Annotated in this window: 5 protein-coding genes; all 5 read left to right on the top strand. The window is 63.2% G+C overall.

Translation table 11 applies throughout. The features are described 5' to 3' along the window. Positions 1 to 149: 149 nt before the first annotated feature. The 5 genes from ACM6JQ_RS15960 (at position 150) to ACM6JQ_RS15940 (ending at position 14,556) form a co-directional block, all read left to right on the top strand. On the top strand, positions 150 to 1,322 hold the full coding sequence (locus tag ACM6JQ_RS15960; protein ID WP_414894166.1) for an MFS transporter: 1,173 nt from the start codon (positions 150 to 152) through the stop codon (positions 1,320 to 1,322). Positions 1,323 to 1,394: 72 nt separating this feature from the next. Continuing rightward, positions 1,395 to 2,135 (top strand): thioesterase II family protein, encoded by a 741-nt coding sequence (locus tag ACM6JQ_RS15955; protein WP_007917127.1) that lies wholly within the window; start codon positions 1,395 to 1,397, stop codon positions 2,133 to 2,135. 37 nt (positions 2,136 to 2,172) lie between these two features. Next, positions 2,173 to 3,156 carry a TauD/TfdA family dioxygenase gene (locus ACM6JQ_RS15950; RefSeq protein ID WP_095111786.1) on the top strand — a complete coding sequence of 328 codons (984 nt, stop codon included), beginning with the start codon at positions 2,173 to 2,175 and terminating at the stop codon, positions 3,154 to 3,156. 178 nt (positions 3,157 to 3,334) lie between these two features. Then, entirely contained in the window at positions 3,335 to 6,736 is a 3,402-nt protein-coding gene (locus ACM6JQ_RS15945) for an amino acid adenylation domain-containing protein (RefSeq protein WP_414894165.1), read from the top strand. Then, complete coding sequence (locus ACM6JQ_RS15940; protein WP_414894164.1) at positions 6,733 to 14,556, top strand: amino acid adenylation domain-containing protein; 7,824 nt, start codon at positions 6,733 to 6,735, stop codon at positions 14,554 to 14,556. Before ACM6JQ_RS15945 ends, ACM6JQ_RS15940 begins: the two co-directional genes overlap by 4 nt. The last annotated feature ends 12 nt before the right edge of the window (positions 14,557 to 14,568 follow it).

Here is a 14,568-nt window from a genome sequence, read left to right as displayed (position 1 = left end):
TGCTCCCACTTGGATTGCGATCTCCTTGTGGTGGGGCGCCACGCTGCGATCTTTTGATCTGCAAGGCCTTCACATTCCACCAACAATTCCTCGCTTCCACGCCTCGCGACCCTATGGCAACTTGGCGGCCCTTGACGAGGCTGCAACCCATGGCAAACCCCTACCGCGAATTGTTCAACGCCCCCGGTGCACGCAATTTTGTGCTGGCCGGAATGATCGCGCGCATGCCGATCTCCATGACCGGTATCGGCGTGATCACCATGCTCTCGCAGTTGAAGGGCGGGTATGCGTTGGCCGGCGCGGTGGCGGCGACGTTCGCGCTGGCAACGGCGTTCTGTGCGCCACAGGTTTCGCGGCTGGTTGATCGCTTCGGTCAGGGGCGGATTCTGCCGGTATCGGCATTGATCGGCGGCGGGGCGCTGTTGATGTTGCTGCTGTGCACGCGTTTGCAGGCACCGACCTGGACGCTGTTCGTCTTCGCCGCGCTGGCCGGGTGCATGCCGAGCATGTCGGCGATGGTGCGGGCGCGCTGGACGGAAATCTATCGCGGCCAGCCACAACTGCAGACGGCGTACGCGCTGGAGTCGGTACTCGATGAAGTCTGCTTTATTGTCGGTCCGCCGCTGTCGGTGGGCTTGTGCGTGGCGGTGTTCCCCGAGGCCGGGCCGCTGGCGGCGCTGTTGGCGCTGGCGATCGGCGTGACGGCGTTTGTCGCCCAGCGCAGCACCGAGCCGCCGGTGCATCCGCACGCCCTCGAGCACCACGGCTCAATCATTGGTTCGACGGACATTCAGCTGTTGCTGGCGTTAATGATCGCCATGGGCGTGATCGTCGGTGTGGTCGATGTCGTCAGCGTCGCGTTCGCTCAGCAACAGGGGCAACCGGCGGCGGCGAGCATTGTGCTGTCGGTGTATGCCATCGGTTCGTGTCTGGCCGGGATTGCGTTTGGGGCGATGCGCTCGAAACTGCCGTTGCCGCAATTGTTTCTGTATGGCGGGTTGGCGACGGCCGTGACGACGCTGCCACTGTTGCTGGCGAGCAATATTATCGGCCTCGCGCTGGCAGTATTCATTGCCGGCCTGTTCTTCGCGCCAACCTTGATTGTCGCGATGGCACTGGTCGAACGCATCGTGCCGCCGGCCAAGCTCACCGAAGGGCTGACCTGGCTGGTGACTGGTTTGAGTATCGGCGTTGCCATTGGCGCCGCTGGTTCGGGCGCGCTGGTCGATGCTTTCGGCGCACGCAGCGGCTTTTGGTTGGCGATTGCTGCCGGGGCAGTAGTCCTCGCGTCGGCGGTGCAGAGTTTCCGTCATCTGAAGTGATCGGCCAGCCGACTAATTCCCGCGTCACCTCATCCGTTCTCTTTTACAGATAACCCTATTGAGGTAAACGCGGTGACAAAGCTGACACTGCTGTGCCTGCCCTATTCGGGCGCCAGCGCCATGGTCTACAGCCGCTGGCGGCGCCAACTGCCGTCGTGGTTGCACCTGCAACCGGTGGAATTGCCCGGGCGCGGTGCCCGATTCGACGAACCCCTGCAAATCGACATGCGTGCGCTTGCCCGGCAATTGGCCCGCGAGCACAAGCCCGGCTTGCAAACGCCTTACGCGCTGTTCGGGCATAGCCTCGGTGCGCTGCTGGCGTGCGAGCTGGCACATGCTTTTCGCGAGCTCGGTGCGCCGGAGCCGGTGGCGCTGTTCGCTTCCGGCACGGCCGCGCCGACCCTGCGCAGTGACTATGATCGCGGCTTTGCCGAAGCGCGCAGCGATGAGGAATTGATCGATCAACTGCGCACTTTTCAGGGCACCAGTGAAGAAGTGCTGGCCAACAAAGAGCTGATGAGCCTGACCCTGCCGGTGCTGCGCGCCGACTTCATGATGTGCGGGCGTTTCACACCGGCGCAGCGGCCCTTGCTCAATTGTCCGGTGCACGTGCTGGGCGGCAAGGAAGACCGCGCGACCACCGAGCAACTGATCGGCTGGAGCAAGGAAACCCTGGGCAGTTTTTCCGTGGACATGATGACCGGTGGGCACTTCTTCATTCATGAGCACGAAGCCCGGGTCATTCGCACGATCAAGACCCATCTGGAAGTCCATCACCGCCGTCATGCCCAGGCAGCGGCGCCGGCCTTTTAGCGTGGTTCACCTATCGAGTGATTACAGGAGGCCAGTCATGGCTGTTGCTGTGGGATTTTCCGTTCGGCCACTGCTGCCGCAACGGGGGCGCTTGCCGTTGTTGGTGGAAGCGACCGATGCGGACACTGACTTGCTGGCAGTGTTCGATGAATTGAAAGAACTGGTGGACGAGCATCTGCTGCGCGACGGCGGGGTACTGTTTCGCGGTTTCCGTCTGAACGGTGCCGAACAGTTCCGGCAGTTCGCGGCGAGTTTTGGCCATCCGCTGTTGAACTATGAATTCGGCTCGACGCCGCGCACCAACGTGACGCAGGGCGTGTACACCTCGACCGAATACCCGGCGCACCAGAGCATTCCGCTGCACAACGAGCAGGCCTACTCCCGCGACTGGCCGATGAAAATCTGGTTCTACAGCATGATCGCGGCAAAGTCCGGTGGCGAGACGCCGATTGCCGACAGCCGTGAAGTCTATCGGCGTATTCCCGCGGCGATTCGCGAGCGCTTCGTCAGCAAAGGGCTGATGTATGTGCGCAACTTCGGCAACGGGTTGGATGTGGCTTGGGAAGACGTGTTCAACACCGAAGATCGCGAGGTCGTCGAGGCCTACTGCAAGGCCCACGGCATTGTCTGCGAATGGAAGGATGACGGTGAACTGCGCACCCGCCAGACCTGTCAGGCGGTGGCGGTCCATCCGGTGACCGGTGACAACGTCTGGTTCAATCAGGCGCACCTGTTTCACATTTCCAACCTGCAAGCGGAAGTGCGTGAAAGCCTGCTGGACATTGTCGACGAAGAAGACTTGCCGCGTAACGTTTACTACGGTGACGGCTCGGCGATTGAAGACGAGGTGCTGGCGCAGATTCGCGCGGTGCTCGATGAGTGCGCGATCAGCTTTCCCTGGCAGGAGGGCGATGTGCTGATGCTCGACAACATGCTCTCGGCGCACGCGCGTTCGCCGTTCGAAGGTCCGCGTAAAGTGATTGTCGCCATGGCTGAAGGGCATTCACAGGGTCCGCTCTGAGCAATTCCCACGTCTGTTGGTAAAGCTGCCGAAGCCGGTCTCGTACCGGCTTCGGCATTTGTGTGTCTACCGTCGGGCCGCTGTTGCGCCAGCGCGCTAAATCATCGCGTTTGTCATTCGTTCTTGTTGATACGACCGGGTCTCCTGGTCACGCCGCCGATCAGCAAGGACCCCATGCATGAATGCCGCAGACGCCCAGAAACTAGCCCGTCGTTTTATCGAACTGCCACAGGACAAACGCCGTTTGTTCCTCGCCGGTATGGCCCGTGAGGGCATCGATTTTGCGCAGCTGCCCATGACTGCCTGTGACGGGATCGCCGAGCGAGACGGACTTTCGTATGCCCAGCAGCGGATGTGGTTTCTCTGGCAACTGGACCCGCACAGCGCTGCTTACAACTTGCCAATGGCGGTACGTCTTACGGGAGACTTGCAAGCGCAGGCGCTGGAGCAGGCGTTCAGTCAGTTGGCGGCGCGGCACGAGTGCTTGCGCACCACCTTCGGTCAGGATGGTGAGCGCGCGGTTCAGCGCGTCGCTGAACCGCAGCCGTTGAAACTGGCGATCAGCGATCTCAGTGCGGTGCCCGAAGCCCAGCGCTGGCCGCTGGCGCAACAGCACATGATGGCTGAGGCCGGTCAAGCCTTCGATCTCGAGAACGGCCCGCTGCTCAGCCTGCGGTTATTGCGCCTGGCCGAGCAGGAGCATGTGTTGCTGCTGACCTTGCACCACATCATCGCCGATGGCTGGTCGATGAACATTCTCATCGATGAGTTCATGCGCATCTATGACGCACGGGTGGCGGGGCGCGAGCCGTCGTTGCCGGCGCTCACCGTGCATTACCGCGATTACGCGTTGTGGCAGCGCAGTTGGCTGGAGGCCGGTGAGCGCGAGCGTCAGCTGGATTACTGGCGCACGCAATTGGGCGACGAGCATCCGGTGCTGGAGCTGCCGACCGATCGTGCCTATCCGGCGCAATCCAGTCATCAGGGCGCGCGTCTGGAAACGGTGATCGACGCAGCGCTGCGTCAGGAGCTGAAAAGCCTTGCCCAGCGTCAGGGCGTGACACTGTTTGTGGTGTTGCTGGCCGCGTTCAAAACGTTGCTGCATCGCTACAGCGGCCAGACCGATATTCGCGTTGGCGGGCTGATCGCCAACCGCACCCGCAGCGAAACCGAAGGGCTGATCGGCTTCTTCGTCAACACGCAGATCCTGCGCAGCGAAGTCACCGCGCAAACACGTTTTGCCGATCTGTTGCAGAACCTGCGTCAGGCCGCACTCGGCGCGCAGGTTCATCAGGATCTGCCGTTCGACGCCTTGATCGAAGCCTTGCAACCGGCGCGCAGCCAAAGCCACAACCCGCTGTTCCAGGTGATGTTCAACCACCAGCCGCTGGTGACCGACTTGCAGCACGTGCAACTCGAGTCCGGTTTGCAGGTGGGCTATTTGACTGAGGAGCAATTGGCCGGCAGCGGTCGCCAACATGCCGCCACCAGCGACCTGATGCTCGACACCCGCGAGGAGGGCGAGCAGTTGTTCGCGGCCTTCACCTACGCCACCGATATTTTTGATGCCGCAACCATCGCTGCGATGGCCGGGCATTGGCGCAACATCCTCGCGTCCGTGTGCCGTGATCCGCAGCAAATCGTCGGCGAAGTCGAATTGCTGGCGGAGACTGAACGTGCACAACTGATTCAAGTCACCGAGGCAGAACCGGTTTTCGCCAGTGTGCAGACCCTGTTCGAAGCGCAGGTGGCGCGCACGCCGCAGGCAGCGGCGGTGATTCTCGCGACCGAGCCGTCGCCGCCACTCAGCTATGCCGAGTTGAACACCCGCAGCAATCGTCTGGCCCATCAGTTGCGCACTCGCGGTGTCGGCCCTGACGTGCTGGTCGGCGTGGCGCTGGGGCGCTCGCTGGAGCTGGCAGTGGCATTGCTGGCGGTGCTCAAGTCTGGCGGCGCTTACGTGCCGCTGGATCCGCAGACACCGGCCGAACGTTTGCGCCACGTGCTCGATGACAGTGGCCTGAAACTGCTGCTGACCGATCGCGAAAGCCTCGCCAGCCTGCCGGATCTGGATGACGTCGATTGCCTGTGTCTGGAGCAGTTGGCCGACAGTGATCCTGCCGACAATCTGCCTGTGACGGTCGCCGCGCAAAACCTCGCCTACGTGATCTACACCTCAGGCTCGACCGGCCGCCCGAAAGGCGTCGCGGTCAGTCATGGCGCGTTGAGCGAGTTCATCGCCCGCGCCATCGATTACAGCGACTTGCGCGAAGGCGATCGCGTTTTGCAGTTCGCCACCAGCAGCTTCGACGGCTTCGTCGAGCAGTTTTTCCCGCCGCTGTGTCACGGTGCCGCAGTCGTCCTGCGTGATGCGCGGTTGTGGGACAGCGCGGCGTTGCATCAGGTCATTGTCGAACATGGCATCACCCTGGCTGATCTGCCGGCCGCTTATTGGTATTGGCTGGTGCAGGAATACGCCGCTAATCCACCGGCCGGTTTCGCTGCGCTGCGGCAGATTCACGTCGGCGGCGAGGCGATGGCGGTAGACGGTTTGCGCCTGTGGCAACAGGCCGGTTTGGGCCATGTGCGCTTGCTCAACACCTACGGGCCGACCGAAGCCACGGTGGTTTCGACCATTCACGACTGCACCGCGCTGACGGCCGACGCCGTGTCGTGGCGCGGCATCCCGATCGGCCACGGTCTCGACGCACGCCGCCTGTACGTGCTCGACGATGATTTGAACCTGCTGCCTCAAGGCGCGGTGGGCGAGTTGTACATCGGCGGGCCTGGCCTGGCGCGGGGTTATCACCGCCAGCCGACCCTCAGCGCCGAGCGCTTTATCGCCGACCCGTTCGCCGACGGCCAGCGCCTGTACCGCACCGGCGACCGCGCGCGACTGCGACCTGACGGCGCGGTGGAGTACATCGGCCGGGTCGATCATCAAGTGAAGATTCGCGGTTTCCGCATCGAACTGGGCGAAATCGAATCGCGCCTGCAGCAATGCCCCGGCATCCGCGAGGCGGTGGTGCTGGCAGTTCCGCTAAGCGGTGGTTTGCAACTGGTGGCCTACGTGGTCAGCGATCCGGCGGTGCTGCAAAGCGCGGCGACGCAAACGGCGTTCCGTCAGCAAATCCGCGCGGCGCTGCAAGCCAATCTGCCGGATTACATGGTGCCGGGCCATCTGCTGTTGCTGGCGAACCTGCCGCTGACACCGAGCGGCAAACTCGATCGCAAGGCCTTGCCGGCACCGGATCCGAGTCAACTGCAAGGCGACTATCGCCCGCCGCAAACCGATACCGAACAACAACTGGCGCAAATCTGGGCAGAGGTCCTGCAAGTGGCACGGGTCGGTCTGGATGATCACTTCTTTGAATTGGGCGGCCATTCGCTGCTGGCCGCGCAGGTGATCGCGCGCATCAAAACTCAATTGGGCGTGGTGTTGCCGCTGCGCCGCCTGTTCGAGAAACCGCTGCTGGGTGAACTGGCGGGGGTGCTGGCGCAACTGGCTGACAGTGCAACGAACGACGACTGGTCCGATATGGATCAGTTCATGAATGCTTTGCAAGGAGAAGAAGTATGAGCGGCACCATGGCGGAACGTATCGCGAAGAGGTTCGTCGGCTTGCCGCTGGAACAGCGTCGGCTGTTTCTGGCCAAGCTGCGCGAGGACGGCAAGGACTTCAGCCTGTTGCCGCTGCCGGTCAGTCGGCACGATGTCGCGCCGATTCCGTTGTCGTTCGCTCAGCAGCGTCTGCTGTTTCTCTGGCAACTCGAACCGCAAAGCGCCGCCTACAACATGGCCGCCGGCCTGCGCCTGAACGGGCGTCTGGACGAAGCGGCGCTGCAGCGCTCCTTCGATCACCTGGTGGCGCGCCATGAGGTCCTGCGCACGGTGTTCCAGACTGACGGTGATCAGCCACACCAGGTCATCCTTGATCAGCAACCCCTGGCCGTGGAACGCATTGACCTGACCGGGCTGCCGCCGTCAGAGCGCGAGCAGGCGTTGGCGCAACAGGTGCAGAGCGTCACCGCACGGCCATTCGATTTGCGCCACGGGCCGCTGCTGCGCGCCAGTCTGTTTGCGCTGGCCAACGAAGAGTTCGTGCTGGTGGTGAGCATGCACCACATCGTCTCTGACGGCTGGTCGATGGACGTGATGGTCAAGGAATTCGTCCAGTGCTATCAGGCGTTCAGCCTCGAACGCGAACCGCAATTGCCAGCGCTGGCGCTGCAATACGCTGACTACGCGATCTGGCAACGCCGCTGGCTGGAGGCCGGCGAGGGCGAACGGCAACTCGATTACTGGCGTCAGCAACTGGGTGAAGAACACCCGCTGCTGGAAGTCGCGCCGGACTTTGCCCGGCCACTGACGCAAAGCTTCGAGGGCCAGACCCTGAGTTTTGATTTTGGTGCGCCGCTGTCCCTGCAACTCAACGCCTTTGCCCGTAGCCAGGGCATCAGTCTGTTCATGCTGGTGCTGGCCGGGTTCTCGTTGTTCCTGTCGCGGCAGGCCGGGCAGCGTGACATTCGCGTCGGCGTGCCGAATGCCAACCGTGGCCGTGCTGAAGTCGAAGGGCTGATCGGCTTTTTCGTCAACACTCAGGTGCTGCGATGCGAGGTGGATGAACGCGGCAGTTTCGAGGATTTGCTGGCGCGAGTGCGTGAAGCCTCGTTCGGTGCGCAGGCGCATCAAGAGTTGCCGTTCGAGCAACTGGTGGACGAGTTGGTGGCAGAACGCACCTTGGGCCACAACCCGCTGTTCCAGGCCAAGTTCAACCAGAACGTCGGTATGCAGAAGCAGCGTTCGATGGCCCTGCCCGGGCTGAGCGTGGCTGAGTATCCGCTGGACAAGGATGGCACTCACTTCGATCTGGCGCTGGACATTACCGATGACGGCACGCTGATTCACGGCCAGATGACCTATGCCAGCGACCTCTATCGGGCGGAAACCGTCGAAGCTTTTGTGCCGGCCTTGCTCGGTCTGTTCAGCGAATTGCTGAAAGCGCCGCAAGCGCCGTTGCACAGTGTTGGGCAGATCTCGCCAGCGCCGCTCCCGGCACCCGCCGAACCGGCGTTGTCGGTGTTGCAGCACTGGGATCGTGAGGTCGCCCGCCAGCCTGAAGCGCTGGCCGCGCGCGACCTGAATCAGGCTTTGAGTTATCAGGTGCTGGATCAGGCGGCCAATCGGCTGGCCCATCATTTGCGCGCCCAAGGCGTGCGCGATGGGCAGCCGGTGGCGGTGCTGATGGAGCGTTCGCTGGACTGGCTGACTTCGGTGCTGGCGATCTTCAAGGCGGGTGCGGTGTACATGCCGCTGGACGTCAAAGCGCCGGACGCACGTTTGCAGCAGATGCTCGGCGCTGCGAAAGCACGGCTGCTGTTGTGCGCCGACGGCGATGCACGCGTGTCCGCGCTGGCGGTCGATGGTTGTCAGGGCATCGCCTTTGCAGCGCAGCAGTGGCAGTCCATGCCGGACACTTGCCCCGCCGTGACGCTGTGCGCGCAATCACCGGCGTATGTGATTCACACCTCCGGTTCCACCGGGCAACCGAAAGGCGTACTGGTCAGCCATGGCGCGCTGGGCAGTTATGTGCGCGGTGTGCTTGAGCGACTGGCGCCGACAGCGGACGCCAGCATGGCGCTGGTCTCGACCATCGCCGCCGACCTTGGTTTTACCGTGCTGTTCGGTGCGCTGTGTTCGGGACGACTGCTGCATGTCTTGCCGGAAGAATTGGGCTTCGATCCGGACCGGTTTGCCGAGTACATGGCCAGGCATCAAGTGGGCATGCTGAAAATCGTCCCGGGCCATCTGGCCGCGTTGCTGCAGGCCACGCGGGCTGCCGACGTGCTACCGGAACACGCGCTGATCGTCGGCGGTGAAGCATGCTCGCCAGCGCTGGTCGAGCGCGTGCGCGAGCTCAAACCGGGCTGCCGCATCATCAACCACTACGGGCCGAGCGAAACCACGGTGGGCGTACTGGCCCATGAAGTCGGTGATCTGACCCTGACGCGCAGCGTACCGGTCGGTAGCGCACTGGCCGGCGCTCACGTTTACGTGCTCGACGATGTGCTGAACAACGTTGCCGATCAGGTGGCCGGCGAGTTGTATATCGGTGGTGACAGCGTCGCGCTGGGCTACCTGAATCAGCCAGGGCTGACCGCCGAGCGCTTCCTGCCGGATCCGTTCGGCGCGCCGGGTGCGCGGGTGTATCGCAGCGGCGACCGAGTACGCCGCAATCGTCAGCAAACGGTGGAATTCATCGGCCGCGCCGACGATCAGGTCAAGGTGCGCGGTTATCGCGTGGAGCCGGCGGAAGTCGCGCGGGTGTTGCTGGGCCTGGACGGCGTCAGCGAAGCGGCGGTGCTGGCGCTGGCACTGGATGACGACCCGACGCGTCTGCAACTGGTTGCGTGGTGTGTACCAACGGCGGGGCTGACCTTGCAGGCGCAGGCGCTGCGCGAGCAATTGCAGGCGTGCCTGCCGGACTACATGGTTCCCACACAGATTGTGTTACTGGAAACATTGCCGCTGACGGCCAACGGTAAGCTCGACAAACGTGCCTTGCCGGTGCCGGGCGTGGTCACTCAACACTTCGTCGCACCAGTGGGTGAAATCGAAGAAAAACTCGCGGCGATCTGGGCCGACGTGCTCAAACTGGAGCGCGTGGGCAGCACCGACAACTTCTTCGAACTGGGCGGCGACTCGATCCTCAGCCTGCAAATCATCGCTCGCGCCAAACGCCAGGGCATCAAGCTGAGCCCCAAGCAACTGTTCGAAAAACAGACCATCGGCCAACTGGCCGCTGTGGCCAAGCTGATCGAAGCCAAACCCGTCACGGCTGCGGTACCGGCCGCTCGCGGACCGTTGCCATTGCTGCCGATTCAGGCACGGTTCTTCGCAACCGCGATTGCCCAGCGTCAGCACTGGAACCAGTCGGTGATGCTGCAGCCGACCACACCGCTCGACGCCGCGCCTCTGCGCACAGCGCTGGCGGCGCTGATCGAACAGCACGAAGCATTGACGCTGAATTTCCAGGCGTCCGGCGACGTGTGGCAGGCAATGCCGCAGACCCAACGTGATCCGGAGCTGTTGTGGGTGCGCGAACTTGCCAGCGTGGACGCTTTGCCGGCACTCGCCGACGACGCCCAGCGCAGTCTCGATCTGCAACAAGGGCGTTTGGTGCGGGCGGTGCTGGTGAACCTGCCGAATGCTGAGCAACGCCTGTTGCTGGTTATTCATCACTTGGTGGTGGATGGCGTGTCGTGGCGCATTCTGCTGGAAGATCTGCAGCACGCTTACACTGCGCTGGCGGCGGGCACGCCGCTGGTCTTGCCGGGCAAAAGCAGCTCGCTGCACAGTTGGGCCGAACATCTGCATCGTTACGGGCAGAGCGCAGCGCTGGCCGCTGAAAGTGGTTACTGGCGGCAAACCCTGGAGGCGAGCGACGCGCAACTGCCACGCGATTTCCCCCAGGACACCCAGACCCGCGAACAGGCGGGCCGCGCCAGCTCGCGCCTGAGCCAGACACTGACCCACAAACTGCTGAAAGTGGCGCCAGCGGCGTATCGCACGCAGATCAACGACCTGCTGCTGGCGGCCCTGGCGCGGGTGTTGTGTGACTGGAGCGAACAGCCTTCGGTACTGATTCAGCTCGAAGGTCATGGCCGTGAGGACCTGTTCGACGACATCGACCTGAGCCGCACCGTGGGCTGGTTCAGCAGCTTGTTCCCGGTGCGCCTGACACCCGAGGCTACGCCGGGTGCGTCCCTCTGCGCGATCAAGGAGCAATTGCGTGCGGTGCCGGGCAAAGGCATCGGATTTGGTGTGTTGCGTTACCTGAGCCAGTCCGCCGAGTTGCAGGGATTGCCGCAGCCGCGCGTGACCTTCAACTACCTCGGCCAGTTCGACGGCGCGTTCAACGCCGACGCCGGCGCGCTGTTCGTGCCGAGTGGTGAAAGCACCGGCGCCAATCAGGACGCGGCTGCACCGTTGGGTAACTGGCTGAGCGTTGATGGTCAGGTCTATGGCGGTGAGCTGGAATTGACCTGGACCTTCGGCACCGGCATGTATCGCACAGAAACGGTCGAGGCGCTGGCCGAGGCCTATCGTCGTGAGCTTGAGCGTTTGATCGAGCATTGCTGCGACAGTGGCGAGGCGGCTGTGACGCCGTCGGACTTCAGTCTGGCAACGCTGACCCAGGCACAGCTGTCGGCGCTGCCGATCCCGGCCCGCGACATCGTCGACCTCTATCCGTTGTCGCCGATGCAGCAGGGCATTCTGTTCCACAGCGTCAACGATCCGGACAGCCCGGCGTACACCAACCAGTTGCGCGTGGATGTGCAACGCCTCGACGCCGAGCGTTTCCGTCTAGCGTGGCAGCAAACCGTTGATGCCCACGAGATCCTGCGCACGGCATTCGTCTGGCCACAGGATGCCGCCGCAGCGGTGCAAGTGGTTCGTCAGAGTGCTCAGATGCCATGGCGCATGCAGGACTGGCGCGGTCGTGCTGACATCGGTGCGGCGCTGGAGCAACTGGCCAGCGAGGACTTGGCCAGCGGTTTCGACCTGACCGGCGCGCCGCTGTTGCGGGTGACGCTGGTGCGCACGGGTGAGGCTACGCATCACCTGATCTACACCTGCCACCACATCCTCATGGACGGCTGGAGCACCTCGCAGTTGTTCGGCGAAGTGCTGCAGCGTTATGCCGGCCTGACCCCGGCGGTCGGGCAGGGGCGTTATCGCGATTACATCGAATGGCTGGGTCAGCGTGATCAGCAGGCCAGTCGTGATTTCTGGACGACGGCCCTCGCTGATCTTGATGAGCCGACGCGTCTGGCCGGTGCCTTGTCCATCGGCCAGCACGCGGCCCGCGGGTACGCCGATCACGAGCATGTATTCAGCGAAACCTTGACGGCGGACTTGAACCGCTTCGCCCGCGAGCAGAAAGTCACCCTCAACACCTTGGTGCAAGCGGCGTGGCTGGTGCTGTTGCAGCGTTATACCGGGCAGGACCATGTGGCATTCGGCGCCACCGTCGCCGGGCGTCCGACGGATTTGCCGGGCGTCGAGCAGCAGATCGGTCTGTTCATCAACACCTTGCCGGTGGTCGCGGCGCCGTCCGCCGAGATCGTCGTCGGCCAGTGGCTGCAACAGGTGCAAGACGTCAATCTGGCCCTGCGCGAGCACGAACACACGCCGCTCTACGACATTCAGCGTTGGGCCGGTGCGGGTAACGGTGCGTTGTTCGACAGCATTCTGGTGTTCGAAAACTACCCGATGGCCGAAGCGCTGCAACAGGGCCCGGCCACGGGGCTGACGTTCTCGGCGATTCGTCGTCAGGAACAGACCAACTACCCGTTGACGCTGGTGGCGGTGACCGGGCGTGAACTGAGCCTGGGGATCAGTTACGACCGGGCCAGTTTCGATGCGGCCGCAATCAGCGGTTTGAGCGCGCAACTGCAGAGCCTGCTGACGCAGTTCCTCGCCGATGCCTCTCAGCCGTTGGGTGCGCTGCAATTGCTCGCCGAACCACAGCGTCAACAGGCCATCGCTTGGGGCAAGGCCGACGTTACGGCAACGGACGCGCGCACAGTGCTGGAACATCTCGCTGCGCAGGTGCAGCGTCAGCCACAAGCACATGCGGTGCTGTTCGCCGAGCAACGGATCGATTATCAGAGCCTCGATACCCGGGCCAATCGCCTGGCGCACCAGCTACAAACACTGGGCGTCGGGTCGGAGGTGCGGGTCGGGGTGTGCATGCGCCGCACGCCGGACATGCTCGTGGCGCTGTTGGCGATCCTCAAGGCGGGTGGCGCCTATGTGCCGCTGGATCCGGACTATCCACAGGAACGCTTGTTGCACATGCTCGACGACAGCCGCGCCGCCGTGCTGATCACCGAGCCGGCCGCACTGGCGCTGTTGCCTGAGACGTTGAGCGCGCAGGTGCTGTTGGTGGAAGAGGGCGCGTTGAGCGCGTTCCCGACAACGGCACCGCTGGTGAATGTCACTGCACAGAATCTGGCGTACGTCATCTACACCTCCGGCTCCACCGGCAAACCGAAAGGCGTGGCCATCACCCATGGCAACCTGTCGGCGTTGATTCAATGGTCGGCCGGGGTCTATCACGAAGAACAACTGCGCGGTGTGCTGGCCTCGACGTCGATCTGCTTCGACCTGTCGGTCTGGGAAATCTTTGTCACCCTGGCCTGCGGTGGTTGCCTGGTGCTGGCGGACAATGCGCTGGCGCTGGCCGATTTGCCGGCCCGCGAACAGGTCACGCTGATCAACACGGTGCCGTCGGCGATTGCCGCGCTGCAACGGGCCGGGCAGATTCCGCATTCGGTGGCGACCATCAATCTGGCCGGCGAACCGCTCAAGCAAAGCCTGGTCGACACGCTGTACGCGAGCACGTCGGTGCAGCAGGTCTACGACCTCTACGGGCCGTCGGAGGACACCACCTATTCGACCTTCACCCTGCGCACACCCCAGGGGCAGGCGAACATCGGCCGACCGTTGCCGAACACCGTGGCCTATCTGCTCGACAGCCAGTTGCAAGTACTGCCGAGTGGCGTGCCTGCCGAGTTGTACCTGGGCGGTGCCGGTGTCACCCGGGGTTATCTGATGCGCGCGGCACTGACCGCCGAGCGCTTTGTGCCGAATCCGTACGCCAGCAACGGCGAGCGCCTGTATCGCACCGGCGATCTGGTACGCCAGGGCAGCGATGACAACATCGAGTACATCGGCCGGGCCGACCATCAGGTGAAGATTCGCGGCTTCCGTATCGAGCTCAGCGAAATCGAAGCGCGGCTGCTGGAGCAGGACGAGATCCGCGAAGCTGTGGTGCTCGCGCAAGACGGTGCCGCCGGTAAACACCTGCACGCCTACGTGGTGGCGCAGGCAGTGGTCGATCAAACGGTGTGGCTGGAACGCTTGCGCAGTGCACTGGCCAGTCGCTTGCCAGCGCACATGGTGCCGGGCCACGTGCACCTGATCGACGCCATCCCGCTGACCCCCAACGGCAAGCTCGATCGCAAGGCACTGATAGCCTTGGGCGACGGCCCGGCGCAGCAGCATTACCAACCGCCGCAAAGCGATTTGCAGTGGGAAGTGGCGACGATCTGGCAGGAAGTGCTGGAGGTTGAGCAAGTGGGCCTCGCGGACAACTTCTTCCAGCTCGGCGGGCACTCGTTGCTGGCGACGCTGGTAGTGACCCGGATCAAGGAGCGTCTGGGCGACAAGGTGCCGCTCAAAGAGCTGTTCGAAACCGACACCCTCAAGGCGTTCTGTGCGCGAATCGAGGCCTTGCGCGTCGAAATGTCGCCCGTTCAGGATGAATTGGCTAAATCCCTGGAGGCCCTCAAACGTCTATCCCTCGATGATCTGGAAAAACTGATTTCTTGAGAGGGAAAAACG

This window comes from Pseudomonas sp. IT-232MI5 (assembly GCF_949767845.1).
In the GTDB taxonomy this organism is placed as follows: domain Bacteria; phylum Pseudomonadota; class Gammaproteobacteria; order Pseudomonadales; family Pseudomonadaceae; genus Aquipseudomonas.
Note: the sequence above shows the minus strand (reverse complement) of the source record. Positions and strands in the feature narration are given on the sequence as shown.

What these genes read in the sequence shown, in the direction of transcription:
- ACM6JQ_RS15945 (WP_414894165.1), top strand. Translation starts at nt 3,335, where the DNA reads ATGAATGCCGCAGACGCCCAGAAACTAGCCCGTCGTTTTATCGAACTG.
- ACM6JQ_RS15940 (WP_414894164.1), top strand. Translation starts at nt 6,733, where the DNA reads ATGAGCGGCACCATGGCGGAACGTATCGCGAAGAGGTTCGTCGGCTTG.
- ACM6JQ_RS15960 (WP_414894166.1), top strand. Translation starts at nt 150, where the DNA reads ATGGCAAACCCCTACCGCGAATTGTTCAACGCCCCCGGTGCACGCAAT.
- ACM6JQ_RS15950 (WP_095111786.1), top strand. Translation starts at nt 2,173, where the DNA reads ATGGCTGTTGCTGTGGGATTTTCCGTTCGGCCACTGCTGCCGCAACGG.